The following is a 21,727-nucleotide window of genomic DNA, read 5'->3' on the forward strand; positions in this document are numbered from 1 at the left end:
GGAGATGGACATGAAAGACAAGAGCGCCCCCGCCATCCCCCGCACCGAGCCGATCCAGTCGGCGACTTTCAGCAATCCGGTCAACGCCGAGATCCGCCGCGCGGCGGCGACCGGCATCTATGACATCCGCGGCGGCGGCGCCAAGCGCCGGGTGCCGCATTTCGATGACCTGCTGTTCCTCGGAGCGTCGATCTCGCGCTATCCGCTCGAAGGTTACCGCGAGAAATGCGACACCCGCGTTACGCTGGGAACCCGTTTTGCCAAGAACCCCATCAAGTTGGACATCCCCGTGACAATCGCCGGCATGAGCTTTGGCGCATTGTCCAGCCCGGCCAAGGAAGCGCTCGGGCGCGGCGCCTCGGCCGCAGGAACGTCGACCACAACCGGCGATGGCGGCATGACAGAGGAAGAGCGCGGCCATTCCACAAAGCTGGTCTATCAATACCTGCCGTCTCGCTATGGCATGAACCCGACCGATCTGCGCCGCGCCGATGCGATTGAAATCGTTGTCGGTCAGGGCGCGAAGCCCGGCGGCGGCGGCATGCTGCTGGGCCAGAAGATCAGCGATCGGGTCGCGGGCATGCGCAACCTGCCCAAGGGCATCGATCAGCGTTCGGCCTGCCGGCACCCGGACTGGACCGGGCCGGACGACCTCGAGATCAAGATCCTCGAAATCCGCGAGATCACCGGCTGGAAGGTGCCGATCTATGTCAAGATCGGTGGCACCCGGCCCTATTACGACACCACGCTGGCGGTCAAGGCTGGGGCCGATGTGGTCGTGCTCGACGGCATGCAGGGCGGCACGGCGGCGACGCAGGACGTGTTCATCGAAAATGTGGGCCTGCCGACGCTGGCCTGTATCCGCCCCGCCGTTCAGGCGCTGCAGGATCTGGGGTTGCACCGCGAGGTGCAGCTGATCGTCTCTGGCGGCATCCGTACCGGCGCCGATGTGGCCAAGGCGATTGCGCTGGGGGCCGATGCGGTGGCCATCGGTACCGCCGCGCTGGTGGCGCTGGGCGACAATGATCCGAAGTGGGAGGCCGAGTACCAGAAGCTGGGCACCACCACCGGTGCCTATGACGACTGGCACGAGGGTCGCGATCCGGCGGGCATCACCACGCAGGATCCCGAGCTCATGGCGCGGTTTGACCCAATCGAGGGCGGCCGACGGCTCAGGAACTACCTCAAGGTGCTGACGCTCGAGGCACAGACCATCGCGCGGGCCTGCGGTCACAACCATCTGCACAACCTCGAACCCGAGGACCTTTGCGCGCTGACCATGGAGGCCGCCGCCATGGCGCGGGTGCCGCTGGCCGGCACCGACTGGTACCCGGGCAAGGCAGGGTTCTGAGAGACATTTCAAGGCGCGGGGTGACAGCCGCGCCATTTTCACAGCTCAACAGGGAAAGGACGTGGAACCATGACGACAGATCTGGCCACCTTCGCCAAGAAACACGACATCAAGTATTTCATGATCTCCTACACCGATCTGTTCGGCGGCCAGCGCGCCAAGCTGGTGCCGGCGCAGGCGATTGCCGGAATGCAGAAGGACGGCGCCGGGTTTGCCGGCTTTGCGACGCATCTCGATCTGACACCGGCGCACCCCGACATGCTTGCGGTGCCGGACCCGTCCTCGGTGATCCAGCTGCCCTGGCAGCCCGATGTTGCCTGGGTCGCCAGCAACTGTGTCATGGAAGGCAAGGACGTCGCGCAGGCCCCGCGCAACGTGCTGCGACGCCTGATCGACGCGGCCGCCAACGAAGGTATGCACGTCAAGACCGGGATCGAAGCCGAATTCTTTCTGCTGACGCCGGACGGCAGCCAGATCAGCGACCCGTTCGATACCGCGGACAAGCCCTGCTATGACCAGCAGGCGGTGATGCGGCGCTATGACGTCGTGCGCGAAATCTGCGACTACATGCTCGGTATGGGCTGGGAACCCTATCAGAACGACCACGAGGACGCCAACGGCCAGTTCGAAATGAACTGGGCGTTTGACGACGCGCTGAAGACCGCCGACAGGCACAGCTTCTTCAAGTTCATGACCAAATCCGTGGCCGAAAAGCACGGCTTTCGCGCCACCTTCATGCCCAAGCCGATCGAGGGCCTGACCGGCAATGGCTGCCACGCGCATATCTCGGTCTGGGACGCGCCCGGCGACAAGGCCAAGGTCAATGTCTTTGCCGGCGAAAAGGGCGACAGCCCTACAGCGGAACTGGGGCTGTCGGACAAGGGCTCGCATTTCCTCGGCGGGATCATGCTGCATGCCAGCGCGCTGGCCGCGATCACCAACCCGACGGTCAACAGCTACAAGCGGATCAATGCCCCCCGCACCATGTCCGGCGCCACCTGGGCGCCCAACACCGTCACCTGGACCGGCAACAACCGCACCCACATGGTGCGTGTCCCCGGCCCCGGACGGTTCGAACTGCGCCTGCCCGATGGCGCGGTGAACCCCTATCTGTTGCAAGCCGTCATCATCGCGGCGGGTCTCAGCGGCGTGCGCAGCAAGGCCGACCCCGGCAAACGCTGGGACATCGACATGTATGCCGAGGGCCACAAGGTAAAGGACGCGCCGAAACTGCCGCTGAACATGCTTGACGCGCTGCGCTATTATGACAGCGACAGCGAGTTGAAGGCGATGATGGGCGACGAATTCTCGGCCGCGTTCCTGAAGCTGAAGCGTGAAGAGTGGAATTCCTTCGTCTCGCATTTCTCGCGCTGGGAAAAGAGGCACACGCTGGACATCTGAACCGCTTCACCGCGTGAACCGGCCGCCCCGACCGTGTCGGCGGTGGCCGGTTGCGACGATCCGGACCGACCGTCCGGTGCCGCATTGTCGGGATGCCGTTGCCCAAAGCGTCCTGACGCCGGTGGGTCACGGGCCGGGTGCGGCAGCTTGCAGCCCGGTCGCGAACCGCCTGTCCTCTTTGCCAAGGCCGAAGTAACACAACAGCATGTCACTGGTTCTCGGATTGCTCGCGGCGCTGGCCTGGGCGTTGCACGACATCTGTGTGCGGGCCGTCAGCCAGCGTGCGGCCATTTTGCCAAGCCTGCTGACCGTTCTGGTGGCCGGGGCGATCGCGCTTGTCCCGCTGGTGGCGCTCGATGGCGCATGGTCCGCGATGACACCGCCTGCCCTCGCGCTGTCCGGATTGTCCGGCCTCGCCTTCGCGGCGGCCAGCCTCGGGCTTTATGGCGCATTCCGGATCGGTCCCGTGCGACTGGTGGCGCCGATCATCGGGGCCTACCCGGTGGTCTCGGTCGGCTGGGCGGCGCTGACCGGGTCACCCGTCAGCGGTCTGCAATGGGGCGCGCTGCTGGTGGTGATGCTGGGCGTGGCGCTGGTGGCCATCCTGTCGGACAGCGACAGGGGCAACGGCAACGCAGGTCGCGCGGTGCTGCTGGCGCTGCTGTCGAGCGGCGGTTTCGCTCTGACCTTCGCCGCCGGCCAGGCGGCCGTGCGCGCGGGCGCCGAGCTGCCGGTGACACTGTTCAGCCGGGTCGTGGCGGCGTCGGTCGTGGGGGCGATGATGCTGCTGGCCCGCCAGCGCTGGCAGGTGGCGCCCCGGACGCTGCCGCTGCTGGTCCTCATGGGACTGCTCGACGCAAGTGCGCTGGCCAGCGTCATGGCGGCCGGCACCCTGCCCCACCCGGAATTCGCAGCCGTCGCCGCGTCGCTGTTCGGCCTGCTGACCGTGGTGCTGGCCTGGGCGGTGCTGAAGGAACCGATGCGGCCCGCGCAATGGGGCGCTGTGGTGCTGGTGTTCTGCGGGATCGGGTATCTGGGGCTTTAAACGATCCAGCCGGCCGCCAGTTGTCTCTGGTGCGCCACGGACGCGTTTCGCATCAGGATCGCCACCGTTACCGGCCCGACCCCACCGGGAACTGGCGTGATCCAGCCCGCCACCTCCAGCACTGCGGCCGTGTCCACGTCTCCGACGATGCGGGTCTGGCCCGCCGCGTCGGTGATCTGGTTGATGCCGATGTCGATAACCGCGGCGCCCGGCTTGATCATCTCCGGCCCGACCAGATGCGCCTTGCCCACCGCCACGACAACCACGTCGGCGCGGCGCGAATGCATCGCCACCGAGCGCGTCATGTGATGGCAGACCGTCACGGTCGCGCCCTCGGCCATCAGCATCATCGCAGCCGGTTTGCCGACGATCTCGGAATGGCCGATCATCACGATCTCGAGCCCCTTCAGATCGAGCCCGGTCTCCTTGATCAGCTCGACCGAGGCGGCAGCAGTACAGGGCGCCAGCGCCACGTCGGAATAGACGATATTGCCGATCGAGGCCGGGTTCATGCCCTCGACATCCTTCAGGGGATGGATCGCCGATTGCAGCGACCGGACATGGATATGCTGCGGCACCGGCCTTTGCAGTATGATGCCCAGAACATCCGGATCGTCGTTCATCTCGAGGATCCGGCGCTTGCACTCGTCCTGCGCGATCTCGCTGTTCCAGGTTTGCTGATCAAAGCGCAAGCCGGCCGCCGCCGCGCCGCGCGCCTGATTGCGGGCATAGATCGCAACCTCGGGGGTGTCACCGATGCTGATCGATACCAGCCGCCCGATTCCGTTGTGCCGGTCAACATACGCGCGCACCTCGTCAAGGATCCGGCCGCGAACTGCCTTGCCGTCAATCAACCGGTGATCTGGCGGCGCATTCCTCACGCCGCCAGCCCCTCCGGTTCGGGCAGGCCATTGGCGCGGCAGCAGGCGGTGACGGTGTTGGCGAGCAGGCAGGCGATGGTCATCGGGCCGACGCCGCCAGGAACCGGGGTGATCGCGCCCGCGACGGCAGAGGCCGAGGCGAAGTCGATATCTCCGACCAGCCGGGTCCTGTCGCCGTCCGCCACGCGGTTGATGCCAACGTCGATCACCGTCGCCCCCGGCTTGATCCAGTCTCCGGGCACCATTTCGGGGCGCCCTACCGCTGCCACCACGATGTCGCCGCTGCGCACCACGCCCGGCAGATCCCTTGTCCTGCTGTGACAGATCGTGACGGTGCAGCTGTCGTTCAGCAACAGTTGCGCCATCGGTTTGCCGACGATGTTCGACCGCCCGATCACCACCGCGTTCATCCCCGACAGCGATCCGTGATGGGCGCGCAGCATCATCAGGCAGCCGAGCGGAGTGCAGGGCACCATGGATTTCTGGCCGGTCCCCAGCAGACCCACGTTCGAGATGTGGAACCCGTCGACATCCTTGGCCGGGTCGATGCTGTTGATCACCAGGTCGGAGTCCAGATGGCCGGGCAGCGGCAGCTGCACCAGGATGCCGTGCACCGTGGGGTCGTTGTTCAGTTTTTCGACGAGCGCCAGCAGGGCGGATTCCGAAGTGTCGGCGTCAAGGCGATGCTCGAAGGACGCCATTCCGACCTCGACCGTCATCTTGCCCTTCGAACGGACATAGACCTGGGACGCCGGATCCTCGCCCACCAGCACCACCGCCAGACCGGGAGTGATCCCGTGGTCGGTTTTCAGGCGGGTCACATGTTCGGCAACCTTGGCGCGGACGGCGGCGGCAAAGGCCTTTCCGTCGAGGATGGTGGCGGTCATCGGCGTCTCCGGAGTGTTCTGAACTTACAGTTTCTTGGCAAAAGGGTTCGTTTTGAGCTGCGGTCCATCAGGGTTGCAACAGACGGTGCCCTGCCCCGGCCGGGGGCGACTCCGCAGGTTTGCCGATGGCAAACCCGCTCGGTCGCCCTGGAGCCATTCTTTCAGAACAGCCCTTCAATTTGCCCCGAGTCGTTCAGCCGGATCGACTCGGCCGAGGGGGCGCGCGGCAGGCCGGGCATGGTCATGATCTCGCCGCAGATCACCACCACGAACCCGGCACCCGCCGAAAGCCGCACCTCGCGCACCGGGACCGAGTGGCCGGTGGGCGCGCCACGACGGTTCGGGTCGGTAGTGAAGGAATACTGGGTCTTGGCCATGCAGATCGGCAGGTGACCATAGCCCTGCGCCTCCCAGGCGTGCAGCTGGTCGCGCACCGACTTGTCGGCCAGAACCTCGTCGGCGTGATAAATCCGCTTGGCGATGGTCTGGATCTTTTCAAACAGGCCCATCTCGTCGGGGTAGAGCGGGGCGAAGTTCGATACGCCGGATTCGGCCAGTTGCACGACCTTTTTCGCCAGTTCCTCGGTCCCCTCCGACCCCTTGGCCCAATGCTTGCACAGGATCGCCTCGGACCCCTGGCCGCTGACATACTCCTTGACCGCCTCGACTTCGGCGTCGGTGTCGGACACGAAGTGGTTGATCGCGACCACCACCGGCACCCCGAAGCCCTTGAGGTTGGACAGGTGGCGGCCCAGGTTGGCACAGCCTTTCTTCACCGCCTCGACGTTCTCGGCACCCAGGTCGGCCTTGGCCACGCCGCCGTTCATCTTCATCGCGCGCACCGTGGCGACCAGCACCACCGCGTCGGGGGCCAGACCCGCCTTGCGGCACTTGATGTTCATGAACTTTTCCGCGCCAAGGTCGGCGCCGAACCCGGCCTCGGTCACAACATAGTCGGCGATCTTCAACGCCGTCGTCGTCGCCGTGACCGAGTTGCAGCCGTGGGCGATGTTGGCAAACGGGCCGCCATGCACGAAGGCGGGGTTGTTTTCCAGGGTCTGCACCAGGTTCGGCTGCATCGCATCCTTCAACAACACGGTCATCGCGCCGTCGGCCTTGATGTCGCGGCAGAACACCGGCGTCTTGTCGCGCCGATAGGCCACGATCATGTCGCCAAGCCGTTTCTGCAGGTCCTCGAGGTTGCGGGCCAGACAGAGGATCGCCATCACCTCGGACGCGACGGTGATGTCGAACCCGGTTTCGCGCGGGAAGCCGTTGGCGACCCCGCCGAGCGACGCCGTGATCTGGCGCAGAGCCCGGTCGTTCATGTCGAGAACCCGCCGCCAGACCACGCGGCGAATGTCGATTTCCAGCTCGTTGCCCCAATAGATGTGGTTGTCGATCATCGCCGACAGCAGGTTGTGGGCACTGGTGATCGCGTGGAAATCGCCGGTGAAGTGCAGGTTCATCTCTTCCATCGGCACGACCTGGGCCATGCCGCCGCCCGCCGCCCCGCCCTTCATCCCGAAATTCGGGCCGAGGCTGGCCTCGCGGATGCACACCGCTGCCTTCTTGCCGATGCGGTTCAGTCCGTCTCCGAGGCCCACGGTCGTGGTCGTCTTGCCTTCGCCCGCCGGGGTCGGGTTGATCGCGGTCACCAGCACCAGCTTGCCGTTCGGGCGGTCCTGCACGGAATCGATGAAGCGCTGGCTGACCTTGGCCTTGTCGTGGCCATAGGGCAGCAGGTCGTCGCTGCCGATCCCGAGCTTGGCACCAATCTCCTGGATCGGCCGCTTCTTCGCTTCACGGGCGATTTCGATGTCGGTCTTGATGGCCATGTCTTTCTCTCCGTTGGTCCCCGCTCTGCGGCGGGATGTGATCATTGATTATTCGGCGGCGTGCGGTTTCGCCGGTTCGACCCGGACGGCGGCGAACTTGAACTCGGGGATCTTGCCATAGGGATCGACCGCCGGGTTGGTCAGGACGTTGGCGGCGGCCTCGACATAGGCGAAGGGCACGAACACCATGTCCGGGCTGATCGCGCGGTCGGCACGGGCCATGATCTCGATCGAGCCGCGCCGGGTGGTCAGCCGGAGCATGTCACCCGGTTCGACCCCGAGCTGGCGCAGGGTGGCGGGATGCAGCGAGCAGTTGGCTTCCGGCTCGAGCCGGTCCAGGACACTGGCGCGGCGCGTCATCGACCCTGTGTGCCAATGTTCCAGCTGCCGCCCGGTGGTCAGGATCATCGGGTATTCCGCATCCGGCACCTCGTCCGGCGCGATGATGCTGGCCGGGGTGAATTTCGCCCGGCCCTCGGGGCGCGGGAAGCCGTCACCAAAGACCACCGCCTGGCCCGGATCGGTGGGCGACAGCGACGGATAGGTCACCGCCTCGGTCTCGAGCCGCTCCCAGGTGATGTTGGCCAGCGACTTCATGTTCAGCGCCATCTCGGCGAAGACCTCGCGCGGGTGGGTATAGGTCCAGTTCAGCCCCAGCCGGATCGCCAGATCGACGGTCACCGCCCAGTCCTCACGCGCTAGGCCCGGGGGGCTGACCGCCGGGCGCACCATCTGCACCTGCCGGTTGGTGTTCGACACAGTGCCCGATTTCTCGTAGAGCGCCGAGGCAGGAAGGATCACATCGGCATAGTTCGCCGTTTCGGTCAGGAAGATGTCCTGCACCACGAGGTGTTCGAGCTTGGCAAAGGCATCGCGGGCGTGGTCGACATCGGGGTCCGACATCGCCGGGTTCTCGCCCTGGATGTACATCGCGCGTGTATTGCCGGCATGGATGTCATCGACGATCTCGGTGACGGTCAGGCCCTTCTCGTTGGAGAAATCTTCCGATCCCCAGACGCTGGTGAAAGCCTTGCGGACGCTGTCATCGGTGACCGACTGGTAATCCGGCAGGAACATCGGAATCAGCCCGGCATCGGACGCGCCCTGCACGTTGTTCTGGCCGCGCAACGGGTGCAGGCCAGTGCCGGGGCGGCCCACCTGGCCGGTCATCAGGGCCAGAGAGATCAGGCAGCGCGAGTTGTCGGTGCCGTGGATGTGCTGGCTGACGCCCATGCCCCAGAAGATCATCGCCGCTTTCGCACCCGCGAAGGTCCGGGCCACGTCGCGCAAGACGTCTGCTTCGATACCGCAGATCTTGGCCATCTTCTCTGGCGGGAACTGCTTGAGGTGTTCCTTCTCGGCCTCCCAGTTCTCGGTGAAGGCTTCGATGTACTGGCGGTCGTAAAGCCCCTCTTCGACGATCACATGCATGATCGCGTTCAGCATCGACACGTCGGCACCGGGGCGGAACTGCAACCGGTGCGAGGCATGCCGCTTGAGGCCGACGCCGCGCGGATCCATCACGATCAGCTTGCCGCCGCGTTTGGCGAACTGCTTGAAATAGGTCGCGGCAACCGGGTGGTTCTCGATCGGGTTTGCGCCGATGACGATGGCGACGTCGGCGTTCTCGATCTCGTTGAAGGTCGCCGTCACTGCGCCGGATCCGACATTTTCGATCAGCGCCGCCACCGACGAGGCATGGCACAGCCGCGTGCAGTGATCGACGTTGTTGTGGCCAAAGCCCTGACGGATCAGCTTCTGGAACAGGTAGGCTTCTTCGTTGGTGCATTTGGCCGAGCCAAAGCCAGCGACCGCCTTGCCGCCATGCGCCTGCGCCAGCCTTGCGAAGCCACCGGCAGCAGCGTCCAGCGCCTCGTCCCAGGTTGCCTCGCGGAAGTGTGTCATCAGGTTGCCGGGATCGACGTTCAGCCCCTTGGGCGGCGCATCCGCGCGCCGGATCAAAGGCTTGGTCAGCCGGTGCGGGTGGTGGATGTAGTCAAAGCCAAAGCGGCCCTTGACGCAGAGACGGCCTTCGTTTGCCGGGCCGTTGATGCCCTCGACATATTTGACCTTGCCGTCCTTGACCTTGAGCGAGACCTGACAGCCGACGCCGCAGAATGGGCAGACACTGTTGGTTTCGCTGTCGTAATCTTCGCTGTCGCCTATTTGCTGCTCATCAACGACGGTCGCGGGCATCAGCGCCCCGGTCGGACACGCCTGCACACATTCGCCACAGGCGACGCAGGTGCTGTCACCCATCGGATCGGCCAGATCGAATGTCGGATAGGCATCGTGCCCCCGCCCCGCCATCCCGATCACGTCGTTGACCTGAACCTCGCGGCAGGCACGCACACACAGCCCGCACTGGATGCAGGCATCCAGGTTGACCGACATCGCCACGTGGCTGTCGTCGAGCAGCGGGATGCGGCCCTCTTCAAGCTTCGGGAACCGGCTTTCGGTGACGCCCTGCGCCCCGGCCATGTCCCAGAGGTGAGACGACTTGTCATGCGCCACCTCCTGTGCGGGCTGGTCGGTGACCAGCATCTCCATCACCATCTTGCGTGCATTGGTGGCGCGGGCATTGTTAGTGGTGACTTTCATGCCCTCGGCAGGCTCACGAATACAGGACGCCGCCAGCACCCGCTCGCCCTCGATCTCGACCATGCAGGCGCGGCAATTGCCATCGGGGCGATAACCCGGCGCAGGCTTGTGGCAGAGGTGCGGGATGACGAGGCCGCGACCGTTGGCGACCTCCCAGATGGTCATGCCGGGCTGGGCCTGAACCTCTTGCCCGTCCAGCGTGAAGGTGACCGTATTCACTTGCGATCCGTCCGGCATCTCAGCTCTCCCCGCCTTCTAGTCCCTGTTGGGTCCCGTAGCCGTCCGTGGCCGTTGCGCCCGGTGCGGAACATCCGACTTCGTCGCCAAAATGCTTCATCGTCAGGCGGATCGGATTCGGCGCGGCCTGCCCCAACCCGCAGATGCTGGCGTCGCCCATCGCGGTGCAAAGCTCTTCCAGCAGCGGCGCGTCCCAGCGGTCGGCCTGCATCAGCTTGACCGCCTTTTCGCAGCCGACCCGGCAGGGGGTGCACTGCCCACAGCTTTCATCCTCGAAAAACCGCAGCATGTTGAGGGCGGCGTCACGCGCCTTGTCGTGATCCGACAGCACAACGACGGCGGCAGACCCGATGAAGGAGCCATGCGGTTGCAGCGTGTCGAAATCCAGCGGCACGTCATCCATCGACGCCGGCAAGAGCCCAGAGGACGGACCTCCCGGCTGGTAGGCCTTGAAGCTGTGGCCCTCGGCCATGCCGCCGCAGGCGTCGATGATATCGGTGATGGTGGACCCGGCGGGCAGCAGGTAGACGCCCGGCTTGGCCACACGCCCCGAGACCGAGTAGCTGCGCAACCCCTTGCGGCCATTCTTCTCGGTCGTGTTCAGGCACTCAGGCCCTTCGCGACAGACCCGCGCGACCCAGAGCAGGGTTTCAACATTGTGCACCAGCGTCGGGCGGTTAAAGATCCCCACCTGCGCCACATAAGGCGGGCGGTGCCGCGGCATTCCGCGCTTGCCCTCAATCGACTCGATCATCGCGCTTTCTTCGCCGCAGATATAAGCGCCCGCGCCACGGCGCAGATCAATGTACCCCGGCGCCACCAGTCCGGCCTGTTCCAGCGCCGCAATCTCAAGGCGGAGGATTTCCAGCACCGCCGGGTATTCGTCGCGCATGTAGATGAAACAGGTGTCGGCCTCGACCGCCCAGGCTGCGATCAGCATGCCTTCGAGGAACAGATGCGGCGTGCGCTCGAGATAGTATCGGTCCTTGAATGTCCCCGGCTCGCCCTCGTCGCCATTGACGGCAAGGTACCGCTGGCCGGTAGCGCCGCGCACAAAGCCCCATTTGGTGCCAGACGGGAACCCGGCGCCGCCAAGCCCGCGCAGACCGCTTTCCTTGATCCTGGCCTGTACTTCTTGCCAGTCGCCGTTGTCGCGCAGATCGCCCAGCGTCTCGTATCCGCCCTCGGCACGGTAGCCACCGAGCCCCTCGTAGTCGGGCAGATGCGCATGCGTGTCACCCGCCTCGATCGCCGCCTTTACCTTTTCCGGCGTGGCGTGATCGATGTGGTTGTGGCCCAGTTCCAGCACCGGCGCAGTATCGCAGCGCCCCATGCAAGGCGCGCGCAGAACGCGGACGTCCGCGGCGGACAACCCGTCCTCAAGCGCCTTTTGCAACTGTTGCGCACCTGCCATTTCGCACGACAGGGAATCGCAGACCCGGATGGTCAAGGCAGGGGGCGCACTCTCGCCCTCACGCACCACGTCAAAATGCGCGTAGAAACTTGCGACCTCATAGGCCTCGGCCTGCGAGATACGCAGTTCTTCCGCCAATGCCCGCAAATGCACCGCGCTCAGATGGCCGTAATGGTCCTGGATCAGATGCAGAAATTCGATCAGCAGATCGCGGCGTCGCGGGCGCGCACCCAGCAGCGCCTGCACCTCGGCCAGCGCCGTATCGTCGAACTGGCGCCCCTTTGGCGTCCGCCTGCCACGGCCCTTGCCCGATTTCCAGACACCTTTTCGGTCATCCAACGCCATGGCGGTCTCCACCCTATAATTATTCATGGTATGAATGTTATTTTCCCATTGGTCAACACTTCCCAGCCTCTAATGTGGCGGGTCGTTTGTGACGCGCGCACGCCGGACGTCGAAACTTCCATCCATGCTATGAGTAGGAAATCATTGGTTTTCAGAACATTGCGCTGCAGAGGACAGGAAACCCCTGGACTGCCAAACTATCGGGTTGGCATCAAAAACCTGAGGCTGATCGAAACTTGTCTTCGTTCAGTGCGCAACCAACGCTCGCACCGCACAGCGAAATCGCCGACGTCGTCGAGGAATATGGAGCGCGCCGGGCTAGAGCGCAGCCCGAGCCCCACCACGGCACGGCTCTTTATGACTTGCTGGACCGAGCAATGCCGGATTGGGAGCACCGGAAGCACCGCTTAGATGTTCACTCCCGGCCTCTGGTGGATCGGGTCGAGGATGAAACGTTCTGACTCTGCAGTCCGGATTTTGCAGATGTACCCGCAGGGGATGAGGCCGCCGAGGGTTTTGAGCCTGCGGGCGAAGTTGCAGGCTGCCATGAAGTTGGCGAGATGCGTGCGCAGCTGATCGTTGCTGTCGTACTGGTAGCGCTTTGGTCTGGAATGGAGGGTGCTCCGGTTCCGGGGCTGCTCGGCGAACTGGATGCTGTTATCTGTGAGAGTGGTGTGGAGTTCGTAAGGCACGGCTTCGAGCATGTGCTGCAGGTACTCCCAGGCCGTGCGCCGGTCGGCCTTTTCAACGAGTTGGGTCACGGCATCAAGCCGTGGGATCAAACACATAAGTGCCGCGCGGCGGGACTTACCGCTCTTCCCCGGCGAAGACTATCGCCGATGGTCGCGGAAGCAACTTCCCACTGACCGTCTTCTGAAAGCCAATGTAATCTCCGGACATCAGGGATCTGTTCGATTCGACACTTCCCGAATCCCCGCCATCGGCGGATCACCGGAGCGTCAACAGATCATGCCAATCGACATTGCAACTCTGGCACCTTTTGGCGCCATTCTCTTGTTCGTCGGCGTTTTTACGGCCTTTGTACTCGAACTGCGGTCTCCGGATGTCGTGGCCTTTTGCGGCGCGGCAGCGGCGCTCGCCATCGGTCTTGTGGGGCCGAAAGACGTCACCGCCGCGCTCGCCAACCCTGCGCCGGCCACGATCGGCGCGATGTTCATCCTCAGCGCGGCATTGGTGCGCACCGGTGTGCTCGAGGCGCTGAGCGGTCTGCTGGGGCGATACGCATCGGCCCGTCCGGCCCTGACCCTCGGACTGTTTTTCAGCGCAGCGGCGGGGGCTTCGGTCTTCATGAACAATACCCCGGTGGTCATCGTGCTGATCCCGGTGGTGATCACCCTGGCGCGTCAGATGAGGATGGCGGCATCCCACCTGCTGATCCCACTGTCCTACATGGTCATTCTGGGTGGCACCTGCTCGCTGATCGGCACTTCGACCAACCTGCTGGTCGACGGTATCGCGCGCGACCTTGGGATGGCACCGTTCAGCCTGTTCGAGATCGCCCCGGTCGGCATCGCGGTCACGCTCATCGGGGGCGCTTTTCTGGCCGTGGCGGCGCCACGCCTGCTTCCCCGGCGGCACACGGTTGGGGAGGTGCAATCGAAGCGGGATCAACGGACCTGGCTGGTGGAACTGTTCATCCCCGCAGGATCGCCGCTCATCGGCAGGACCGTGCAGGAAATCGACGCCTTCAATACCGCCGGCAACCGCGTCGTCGATCTGGTGTCGGGCGATCTGTCCCGGCGCGATGCGCTGGCAACGGCAACCATGGCGACGGGCGATGTCGTGGTCATCAAGACCACGGATACCGAGATCATGGGGTTTCGCGACGGCGCGGCGGTCGGCACCGCCGTTCTGGGCACCGAGCCGTCGACCGCACGACCCACATCCGTGATCGAGGTGCTGATCGGCCCGGAGTCCAAGGCACTGCACAGGCTGGTCGGTCGGCTGCACTGGCGTCGCCGCTTCGGCGTCTATCCGATTGCCCTGCACCGCAACGGAACCGCGGTCGACATGCGCCTTGCACTGGTCAGGCTGGCGGTCGGGGACACGCTGCTGCTGGACGGAGCACCGGATGACATCGCGCGCCTGGCCGAGGAAGAGCGGCTGATCATGCTGTCCTCGGTGACCTCGCGTGGCTTTCGCCGCAGCAAGGCGCCGATTGCGATTGCCACCATGGTCGGCGTCGTCGCTCTGGCGGCCCTGGATGTGGCCCCGATCCTGACGCTCGCCCTGATCGGCGTGGCCGTCGTCCTGCTGACGAACTGCATCGACGCAGAGGAAGGCGTGGGGGCCATCGACGGGCGATTACTGTTGCTGATCGTCTCGATGCTCACACTGGGCAGTGCGCTGGACAACTCCGGTGCGCTGGGGATGATCGTGGCCAAGGCATCGCCGGTGCTTGCCATGGTCCCGCCGATCGTTGCCCTTGCGCTGGTCTATGCGCTGACGTCGACCCTGACGGAACTGGCCACCAACAACGCAGTTGCCGTGCTGCTGACACCGATCGCCACTGGCGTGGCCGTCCAGCTTGGCCTCGATCCGCGTCCCTTCATCGTCGCCGTGATGTTCGGCGCAAGCGCCAGCTTTGCAACGCCCATCGGCTACCAGACCAACACGCTGGTCTACAACGCCGGGGGCTACCGGTTCACTGACTTCCTGCGGATCGGCCTGCCGATGAACATCATCATCGGAGCCGCCACGGTGTTCCTTATCCCGATGATCTGGCCATTGGCGGGATAGGGCACAACGGTTTAAGCCACTCATCGCTGAGGGCCCCAACGCCGCGGGACGAGCCCGAACCCAAGCCGCGCTATGCCAAGTTCCGTTCACACGGCGCCAGGAAGGCCATAACTTCTTCCGCGCGTCCGATCGTATCGGCGTAGCCGAGATCGATCAGTTCGCCGATGTAAGCAGGCTCGAACATCAGATAGCTTTCCAGCCGCCCGTCGCTGTGCCAGGCCCCGACCGCCTTCATCAGGATGCGTATCGTGCGCGGCAGGTCTTCCGAATGGGTGCGCGCAACGTCCCGCAGGTCTTTCGAAGGTGCAAGAAGGAGCGAGGAGATCAGGCGCAGTCGGGATTTCCCGCGCGCTTCCACTGGCATGATGGTCAGCGTTTCGTTGATCCGCAACATCCGCTCATAGTCGGCTTCGAGATTGTCGTTGAACAGGATATCTAGCGCGTGGCCTGCGATGTCACCGAAGGTCGGCGGAGATGTCGGCAGGTCCAGTGGCAAAATCTGATGCCAAGGGTCTCGCGTGATGATTGCCAATACCCGATCCGCGCCTGTGCGGATTGCCGGAGACAGCGGAGAAGTGGATCTCAGCGACCCATCGCCGTAGTATTCGCCATCAATTTCCATGGGAGCAAAGGCAAAGGACAGCGCAGACGAGGCCAGCAGGTGCGTAGGGCCTACCTGCACACGCCGTCCGATCCGACGTGCCCGCTGCCATTCGGCGATTCCCTCCGCTCCTTCAAAGAACGTGACCGCGACTCCCTGGCTGTAGCTCGACGCGGTGACGCAGAGGGCATGAAGCGCTCCGCTCGAAATCGCCTGGTTCAGTCTTTCCCGATTAAATTCATTTTCTAGCAGGCGGCGAAGAGGCGCGTAGTCAAGCAGGCCGCCTCCCGCCTGCAAGCCCGCAAACCGAAACACAAATGTCCCAGCCCAGCGGGAGCCGCTGAGCAGAACCTTGAGCGGCCGGGTCTCGTAGATCGAGGTGCAGCGCAGGCCCCTCCAAAGCCTTTCGAGATGCCGAACCGCCACCTGGAAGTCCTGCGCCATAACCGCGACCGGGGCCGCGTTGATTGCCCCCGCAGAGGCACCGCAGACGATCTGGAAGGGCGACTGCCGTGCACCGGTGATCTCGGCAATGGCCTTGAGAACGCCGACCTGGTATGCGCCGCGTGCGCCGCCGCCCTGGAGCACCACGGCGGTCTTTCCGCTATCCATACTTTGTCTATCCATACTACCATCCAGTGACTGCAGACCGGCCCTTCGCGGGCCACTTTCCAACGACAACTCGCGCTGCTGTCGCAAGTATGACGAATGCACTGTCGATCACAAAGAACCGCGTCGCCCGGAACGGTTGCCGCGACGGGCAGTTGCCGACAATCCGCCGGTGGAGGCCGACGGGCAGGAATGTTCCGCACTGGCGATGTTCGCCAGCGCGTTGCGCTCGCAAATGCGGCCCATGATCAATTCGGGGAAGCAGCGCCTCGGCGTGAATCTCCGCAGTCTAGGTGTTCGATCCCACGGTTTGATGGTGCGATCCTTTCTATGGAATGGAAGGAAACCATATGGGACAAGTTCGTCACGGCAGCGCCACGACAACGCACGCCGTCAGAGCAGCAATACAGCGATCGCAAGCTTCGCTCTCGGACTTGAGCCAAGAGCTGGGCATCAACCCCAAAACGGTGGCCAAATGGCGCAAGCGTGCGACTGTAGAGGACCAGAAGACCGGGCCGAAAGAGCCGCGTTCAACCGTTCTCACCGAAGCAGAGGAGGCCACTCTCGTCGCATTTCGGCGGCACACGCTATTGCCGCTGGATGATTGCCTCCATGCTCTTCAGCTTTCTGTCCCGCACCTGACACGGTCGGCACTGCATCGTTGCCTTCAGCGGCATGGCATCCCGCGCTTGCCAGATGTCGAGGGTGACAAGCCAAAGCGGCAGAAGTTCAAGCGCTATCCCATCCACTGCCCGGCAGGCGATGCAGGCATCGCCGAGAGGGGGCTTCGTCCACATAGACATCGCCGAGGTTCAGACGGTGGAGGGCAAGCTCTATCTCTTTGTGGGCATTGACCGGACCAGCAAGTTCGCGATCACTCAACTTGTGGACAAGGCGGATCGCAAGACCGCCTGGGAGTTCCTCGAACGTCTGCTCAAGGTTGTCCCATATCGCATCCACACGATCCTTACGGACAACGGCATCCAGTTCGACGAGCAGCCCCGAAACCGGAACACGGAATCTTCCCGGCAGATGCGGTTCGACAGGATCTGCGGAGTGAATGGAAGCGAACATCGACTGACCAAACCTAACCACCCCTGGAGCCACGAGGATCAGAAAACAGTCCGTGGGCATGTTTTCCCGAGGGGCGGCCAGGTCGAACGAATGAACCGCACCATCAGGGAGGCGGCCGTCAAACGCTTCCGTTACGACAGCCACGATCAACTGCAGACGCATCTCACCGACTTCATGGATGCCTACAACTTCGCGCGCAGGCTCACGACGCTCAACGGCCTCACGCCCTACGAATACATCTGCAAAATCTGGACATCAGAGCCAGATCGATTCATCCTCAATCCGATCCACCAAATGCCGGGACTAAACACCTAGGCAGTGTTGACAAAAGTGATTCACACCGTCCTGCCGACATGATCCAAGGTGGTATCCGTAATGGAGACTAGCTTGGCACGAGACCTGATGTCGGACTAAGAATGGAGGTTCTTTGATCACTACATTAAGACGGTCCGCGCCCAGCATGGACGCGATCCAAACAACCATCGTCTCGTTCTTGATGGGATTTTCTGGATCGCACGGACTGGCGCACCGTGGCGGGACTTGCCGGAGGAATTCGGAAAGTGGTCCAGCGTCTACCGACAGTTCCGACGATGGACGCTTGCGGGGCTTTTGGAGCAGATCATGGACGCGCTGAACCAGAGCGGGGCTGTGCCGGACGCGCTGCAAATGATCGACAGCGCTGTGGTTCGCGCTCATCATCAGGCAGCGGACGCTGAAGGGGGACTCCGCGACAGGGTATTGGCCGTTCAAGAGATGGGTTCACGACCAAGATCTACCTCCGCGTCAATGCAGCAGGCTCGCCCATGAGAACCGAAATCACGGCAGGCCAGACATCGGATTATCTGGGGTTCGATCTGGTCATGGCTGATAACCAGCCTGAGCCGAGTGCCCTGCTGGCAGACCGGGGCGTGATGCTGACAATATTCTGGAAAAGATGGATGGGCGGGACGTGCTCACCCAAATTCCCATGCGCAAGTCATGCAAGATGCGTGTCGGCGTGGATCATTCGCTGTATTCCTTGCGCAACCTGGTCTAGCGGTACTTCAATAAACTCAAGAACGCCCGCCGCGTCGTCACTCACTACGACAAAACCGCCGAGAGCTTCCTGGGATTCACAGGCATCACGTCCGTCCGCCTCTGGGCCCGGATATTGTCAACATGACGCTAGTCCAAAGCCTCCGGCAACCAAGTCACAATTTGCGGGAACAATGTGATCAGCGCAACCAGAACCAGGATGCCAATGAAGAACGGCAGCACCCCGGTGATCACGTCCGTGATCTGGCCACGGTTCCGAACGCCCTGCACGATGTAAAGGTTCATCCCGACCGGAGGTGTCAGCAAGGCAAGCTCGCACATGATGACGATGAACACGCCAAACCAGACCGGATCGAACCCGACCGCAACGACGACAGGAAACAGCACCGGAATGGTGGTGATCATCATGGCCAAGGCATCGAGAAAGCAGCCAAGAACAAGATAGAGCAATACCAGGCACAACACGAAGACCGTCGGTGACACATTCAACGAAGAGATGAACGCTGCAACTTGATCGGGGATGCCCAAGATACCCATCGCGAAATTCAGGAAATACGCGCCCATCAACACAAAGAGAATCATGGCGGTGATCCGGATGGTGGCCAGCAAGCTGTCGTTGAGCATCGCAAAGGTAAGCTTGCGGTAGTAGGTTGCCAACCCAAGCGAGGCCACAACTCCAACCGCTGCAGCTTCGGTCGGTGTGGCCCATCCGCCGTAGATGCTGCCGATAATCAGTGCGAAGATCACCACCGGCCCGACCAGGTCGATCAGCCGCTTCCAGCGTCCGGACCGGTCGGCCTCGGGGCCGGTGCCGTCACCGGCGATTGACGGCCAGATCGTTGCCGCCACCGCGATGATGATCACGAAGAAGCTGGCCAGCAGCAAGCCGGGAATGATGCCGGCTATGAAAAGCGCGCCGATCGAGGTGTCGGTGATCGCGCCGTAAATGATCAGATTGATCGAGGGCGGGATCAGGATGCCGAGCGTGGCGCCACTGGCGATCGAACCCGCAACCCATCTCTCGTTATAGCCATGTTCCCGGAACGTGGGGAAAGCTACCGTGCTGATCGTTGCGGCCGTCGCGACCGAACTACCCGAAATGGCGGAAAACATCGTGGAAGACGCGATGTTCGAATGCAGCAACTTGCCAGGCAGCCACTGAACCCAATCCGAGAGCGAGCGGTACATCCGCTCGGCGATCTGTGAATTGACCAGGATTTCGCCCATCAGGATATACAGCGGGATTGCGGTCAGAACAAAGCTGTTCATCTGCCCCCACATTAGGTTGCCCATGGAGTTGAGCAACATCGGACCGACACCGTAGATCACGCCGACAAGTGCGGTCAGCGCCATGACGGTTCCGACGTGCAGGCCGAGCAAGAGCAGGCCGATGACACAGAGAAAGCCGACCGCGATAATTCCGATACTGACCATCAGTCGGCTCCATCCAATTTGCCGCCGAAACCGGCCGCTTCAAGTTCTTGTTGTTCTTGACTTTTTGCCTTCATCTGCATTTCAATCGCGGCAAAATCGCGACGGCTGAAGAGGATTACACATCGCCCGGCAATGACGACCGTGATCAGCAGAAACAGGGCCAATCCGGTCACCCATATCCCTTGCGGTATCCAAAGCGGAGTCTGAAGCGGCGTGGTGGAGATCGCACCAAAACTGATGGATTGGCGCAGCGACCGCAGCCCGTACCAAAACATCCCCGATGCCACGATCATCAGGACGAACGCCGCAAGCACGTGCAGCACGGCGCGTCCTGCCAATGGCAGCTTGGACAACAGCAGGTCGATGCGAGTGTGCGCGCAGGTGATGGCGGCGTAGCCGAACCCCACTGCGCCGGCGATGGCCAGGGCATATCCCCCCAGTTCGTCCACGCCCTGAAAGGAGTGGTTGAACAATTTGCGGGACACGATTTCGAACGCGGTAACGACCGCCTGTATCAACAGGACGTACCCCGCGCCCAACGCAAGCCACTTCAAGATGCGCTCTTCTATTCTCATCGGAGGGTTTGATTGTTGGGACACGGGGTAGATCCTTGGTTCTGTCAGGTCACTTTGGCGCTTTGGCCGCAAAACCGCGCGCTGCGCCTACGGTCTCATTCCAGACTTGTGTGCAGCCTGAATAGGTCGCCTCGCAGCGGTTGATCCAGTCGGGGATGACGACAGCGGCGGCGGCGGCACTGACGGCCGCGCGATCATCGTCGGAGACCTCGACCAGTTTCATCTCGAACGGCGAGTGTTGCGTGCAGTTGTCGGCTCCTGTGTTGCAGGAGATCGCATCATCGTTGACCGTGCTGGCAAGCTCCCACTGTGCCTCTTCAAGACCGGAATAGGCTTCGGAAATCGCAGTGCGCTCTTCTTCTGTCAGGCCGTTCCACCAACCGAGGTTGGCGAAGATCCCCTGTACGGAACCAGACACCGACAGCGGCAATTGGTGCGAGGTAACTTCAGGCCAGGCACCCGAGTTGCCCGAGGTCGGCGAGGTCACGCCGCAGTCTGCAACGCCGCGCTGCAGGGCGGGGTAGACTTCACCGAAGTTCAACGTCACTGGCGTTGCGCCAAATGAGTCCAGAAGAGCTGACATCGACGGGGTGAAGCTGCGGATCTTCAAGCCCTTCAGGTCCGAAACCGACGCGATGTCGGCATTGCAATAAAACACCTGCGGGCCAAAGGGCCACAAAGCCAGAACCGTCGCGCCGAACCGCTCGCGCAGTCGCGCGTCAAAGACATCTCGATAGGAATCGACGGCGGTCTTGAGGCTTTCCATGTCGGGCGAAACGCCGATCAGGTCGAGCCCTTCGAAAAAAGCGTCATCGCGCGCCGCGGTACCGATCTGAACCGACACGATGTCGAACGCATTGTCGGACACCAGGCGCAGGCCATCGGCAGTGCTCAGCCCGAGACCTTCATAGTTGTTGTACCGAACATTGAGGTTGCCGTCGTTCAGCGTCTCGATCGCAGCTGCTTCGTTCGGATACTGCATTGCGGTCGGCAGGATCTGCGTCAGGACGCGGACGGGCGTTTCGGCCATCACGCTGGTCGCCATCAGCGACACGGCAAGTCCTGCGAGGGCGGTTGCTTGGTTCTTCATGGATTTTCCTCCGGTTGGTCAGTGAATTGCTTTTGAAACAGTCGTTGGGCGGCGTTCCATTGTTCGGCCCGGGACTTTTTCGAACTGGGTTGTGGCGACGCCAGCACCAGGCGTCATTGCGGTTCCGCCTGCGAACCGCATGCCATCCAAAGTCTGCCTTTGTTGATTCTCTGGCACCGTAACGCGACGTTAGGTAAATAAAAATTCTAATAAACTCAGCTTACCATACGCAAAATGTGTACGCTAAAATCGAAAAGAGAGTGCGTGGCACCGTTTGCCACGCTGCTCCGGCCGTTGCGCCGTAATCGCTATTTTGAGGAGGGCCTCACCTGGGCCATGGTGTCTTTCGCACAATTCTTCAGTATCTCGAGTACGTTCTGAGCCACCGTCGAAAAGCCCCGTGTCGCGCTGGCAATCAGGGAAATTGACTGTGCCAAGTCCTTTGCATCGGAAATCGGCACAAAACTCAACTTGTCAATCGGCAGGCAATCTTGACCCCCTATCGGCATCCAAAAATGACCCCCTTGGGGCGCTCGGGTAGCTGGCCCG

13 protein-coding genes and 3 pseudogenes are annotated in these 21,727 nt (G+C 62.8%); 6 read left to right on the forward strand and 10 right to left on the reverse strand.

Annotated elements, in window-relative coordinates; genetic code table 11:
- Positions 1-10 precede the first annotated feature (10 nt).
- The 3 genes from FOY53_RS05725 to FOY53_RS05735 all read left to right on the forward strand — a co-directional run bounded on the left by FOY53_RS05725 (position 11) and on the right by FOY53_RS05735 (position 3,797).
- Positions 11-1,351 (forward strand): FMN-binding glutamate synthase family protein, encoded by a 1,341-nt coding sequence (locus FOY53_RS05725; RefSeq protein WP_146586614.1) that lies wholly within the window; start codon positions 11-13, stop codon positions 1,349-1,351.
- 69 nt (positions 1,352-1,420) lie between these two features.
- Positions 1,421-2,752, forward strand: coding sequence for a type III glutamate--ammonia ligase (gene glnT / locus FOY53_RS05730; protein WP_146586616.1), 1,332 nt, complete (start codon positions 1,421-1,423; stop codon positions 2,750-2,752).
- Between the two features lie 205 nt (positions 2,753-2,957).
- Positions 2,958-3,797 (forward strand): DMT family transporter, encoded by an 840-nt coding sequence (locus FOY53_RS05735; protein ID WP_146586618.1) that lies wholly within the window; start codon positions 2,958-2,960, stop codon positions 3,795-3,797.
- On the opposite strand, the gene FOY53_RS05740 is transcribed toward FOY53_RS05735, so the two are convergent.
- From FOY53_RS05740 to FOY53_RS05770, 6 genes and pseudogenes are all read right to left on the reverse strand, one after another.
- Entirely contained in the window at positions 3,794-4,678 is an 885-nt protein-coding gene (locus FOY53_RS05740) for a bifunctional 5,10-methylenetetrahydrofolate dehydrogenase/5,10-methenyltetrahydrofolate cyclohydrolase (protein ID WP_146586620.1), read from the reverse strand. The two genes, FOY53_RS05735 and FOY53_RS05740, sit on opposite strands and share 4 nt — an antisense overlap.
- A complete protein-coding gene (folD, locus tag FOY53_RS05745; protein WP_146586622.1) occupies positions 4,675-5,565 on the reverse strand; it encodes a bifunctional methylenetetrahydrofolate dehydrogenase/methenyltetrahydrofolate cyclohydrolase FolD in 891 nt (296 codons plus the stop codon). Before folD ends, FOY53_RS05740 begins: the two co-directional genes overlap by 4 nt.
- A gap of 161 nt (positions 5,566-5,726) precedes the next feature.
- A complete protein-coding gene (locus FOY53_RS05750) occupies positions 5,727-7,403 on the reverse strand; it encodes a formate--tetrahydrofolate ligase (protein WP_146586624.1) in 1,677 nt (558 codons plus the stop codon).
- Between the two features lie 48 nt (positions 7,404-7,451).
- Positions 7,452-10,223 carry a formate dehydrogenase subunit alpha gene (gene fdhF / locus FOY53_RS05755; protein WP_281289551.1) on the reverse strand — a complete coding sequence of 924 codons (2,772 nt, stop codon included), beginning with the start codon at positions 10,221-10,223 and terminating at the stop codon, positions 7,452-7,454.
- A gap of 19 nt (positions 10,224-10,242) precedes the next feature.
- Entirely contained in the window at positions 10,243-12,000 is a 1,758-nt protein-coding gene (locus FOY53_RS05760; RefSeq protein WP_146586628.1) for an NAD(P)H-dependent oxidoreductase subunit E, read from the reverse strand.
- Between the two features lie 407 nt (positions 12,001-12,407).
- Positions 12,408-12,764: pseudogene (locus FOY53_RS05770) on the reverse strand (IS481 family transposase); the annotation flags it as partial.
- A gap of 205 nt (positions 12,765-12,969) precedes the next feature.
- Here FOY53_RS05770 and FOY53_RS05775 point away from each other — a divergent pair.
- A complete protein-coding gene (locus FOY53_RS05775) occupies positions 12,970-14,760 on the forward strand; it encodes an SLC13 family permease (protein WP_146586630.1) in 1,791 nt (596 codons plus the stop codon).
- Positions 14,761-14,830: 70 nt separating this feature from the next.
- Here the strand turns inward: FOY53_RS05775 and FOY53_RS05780 are convergent, their stop codons facing one another.
- Positions 14,831-15,973, reverse strand: coding sequence for a patatin-like phospholipase family protein (locus tag FOY53_RS05780; RefSeq protein WP_186766521.1), 1,143 nt, complete (start codon positions 15,971-15,973; stop codon positions 14,831-14,833).
- A gap of 347 nt (positions 15,974-16,320) precedes the next feature.
- Between FOY53_RS05780 and FOY53_RS05785 the strand changes: the two are divergent.
- Together FOY53_RS05785 and FOY53_RS05790 are read left to right on the forward strand one after the other, a co-directional pair.
- A pseudogene (locus FOY53_RS05785) lies at positions 16,321-17,359 on the forward strand (IS481 family transposase).
- Positions 17,360-17,482: 123 nt separating this feature from the next.
- Positions 17,483-18,206: pseudogene (locus FOY53_RS05790) on the forward strand (IS5 family transposase).
- Positions 18,207-18,208: 2 nt separating this feature from the next.
- Here the strand turns inward: FOY53_RS05790 and FOY53_RS05795 are convergent.
- Genes FOY53_RS05795 through FOY53_RS05805 form a run of 3 tightly spaced genes read right to left on the reverse strand, consistent with a single transcriptional unit; the run spans position 18,209 to position 21,178 of the window.
- Positions 18,209-19,513 carry a TRAP transporter large permease gene (locus tag FOY53_RS05795; protein ID WP_146586635.1) on the reverse strand — a complete coding sequence of 435 codons (1,305 nt, stop codon included), beginning with the start codon at positions 19,511-19,513 and terminating at the stop codon, positions 18,209-18,211.
- The gene (locus tag FOY53_RS05800; RefSeq protein WP_146586637.1) at positions 19,513-20,112 is read right to left on the reverse strand and encodes a TRAP transporter small permease subunit; all 600 of its coding nucleotides are present in this window, start codon (positions 20,110-20,112) and stop codon (positions 19,513-19,515) included. The genes FOY53_RS05795 and FOY53_RS05800 overlap by 1 nt, the downstream gene beginning before the upstream one ends.
- A gap of 25 nt (positions 20,113-20,137) precedes the next feature.
- Positions 20,138-21,178 carry a TRAP transporter substrate-binding protein gene (locus tag FOY53_RS05805; protein ID WP_146586640.1) on the reverse strand — a complete coding sequence of 347 codons (1,041 nt, stop codon included), beginning with the start codon at positions 21,176-21,178 and terminating at the stop codon, positions 20,138-20,140.
- Positions 21,179-21,727 lie beyond the last annotated feature (549 nt).

It is taken from the genome of Puniceibacterium confluentis (assembly GCF_007923445.1).
Taxonomy (GTDB): domain Bacteria; phylum Pseudomonadota; class Alphaproteobacteria; order Rhodobacterales; family Rhodobacteraceae; genus Puniceibacterium; species Puniceibacterium confluentis.

What these genes read in the sequence shown, in the direction of transcription:
- FOY53_RS05735 (WP_146586618.1), top strand. Translation starts at nt 2,958, where the DNA reads ATGTCACTGGTTCTCGGATTGCTCGCGGCGCTGGCCTGGGCGTTGCAC.
- FOY53_RS05795 (WP_146586635.1), bottom strand. Translation starts at nt 19,513, where the DNA reads ATGGTCAGTATCGGAATTATCGCGGTCGGCTTTCTCTGTGTCATCGGC.
- FOY53_RS05725 (WP_146586614.1), top strand. Translation starts at nt 11, where the DNA reads ATGAAAGACAAGAGCGCCCCCGCCATCCCCCGCACCGAGCCGATCCAG.
- FOY53_RS05750 (WP_146586624.1), bottom strand. Translation starts at nt 7,403, where the DNA reads ATGGCCATCAAGACCGACATCGAAATCGCCCGTGAAGCGAAGAAGCGG.
- FOY53_RS05805 (WP_146586640.1), bottom strand. Translation starts at nt 21,178, where the DNA reads ATGAAGAACCAAGCAACCGCCCTCGCAGGACTTGCCGTGTCGCTGATG.
- FOY53_RS05760 (WP_146586628.1), bottom strand. Translation starts at nt 12,000, where the DNA reads ATGGCGTTGGATGACCGAAAAGGTGTCTGGAAATCGGGCAAGGGCCGT.
- glnT (WP_146586616.1), top strand. Translation starts at nt 1,421, where the DNA reads ATGACGACAGATCTGGCCACCTTCGCCAAGAAACACGACATCAAGTAT.
- FOY53_RS05780 (WP_186766521.1), bottom strand. Translation starts at nt 15,973, where the DNA reads ATGGATAGCGGAAAGACCGCCGTGGTGCTCCAGGGCGGCGGCGCACGC.
- folD (WP_146586622.1), bottom strand. Translation starts at nt 5,565, where the DNA reads ATGACCGCCACCATCCTCGACGGAAAGGCCTTTGCCGCCGCCGTCCGC.
- FOY53_RS05775 (WP_146586630.1), top strand. Translation starts at nt 12,970, where the DNA reads ATGCCAATCGACATTGCAACTCTGGCACCTTTTGGCGCCATTCTCTTG.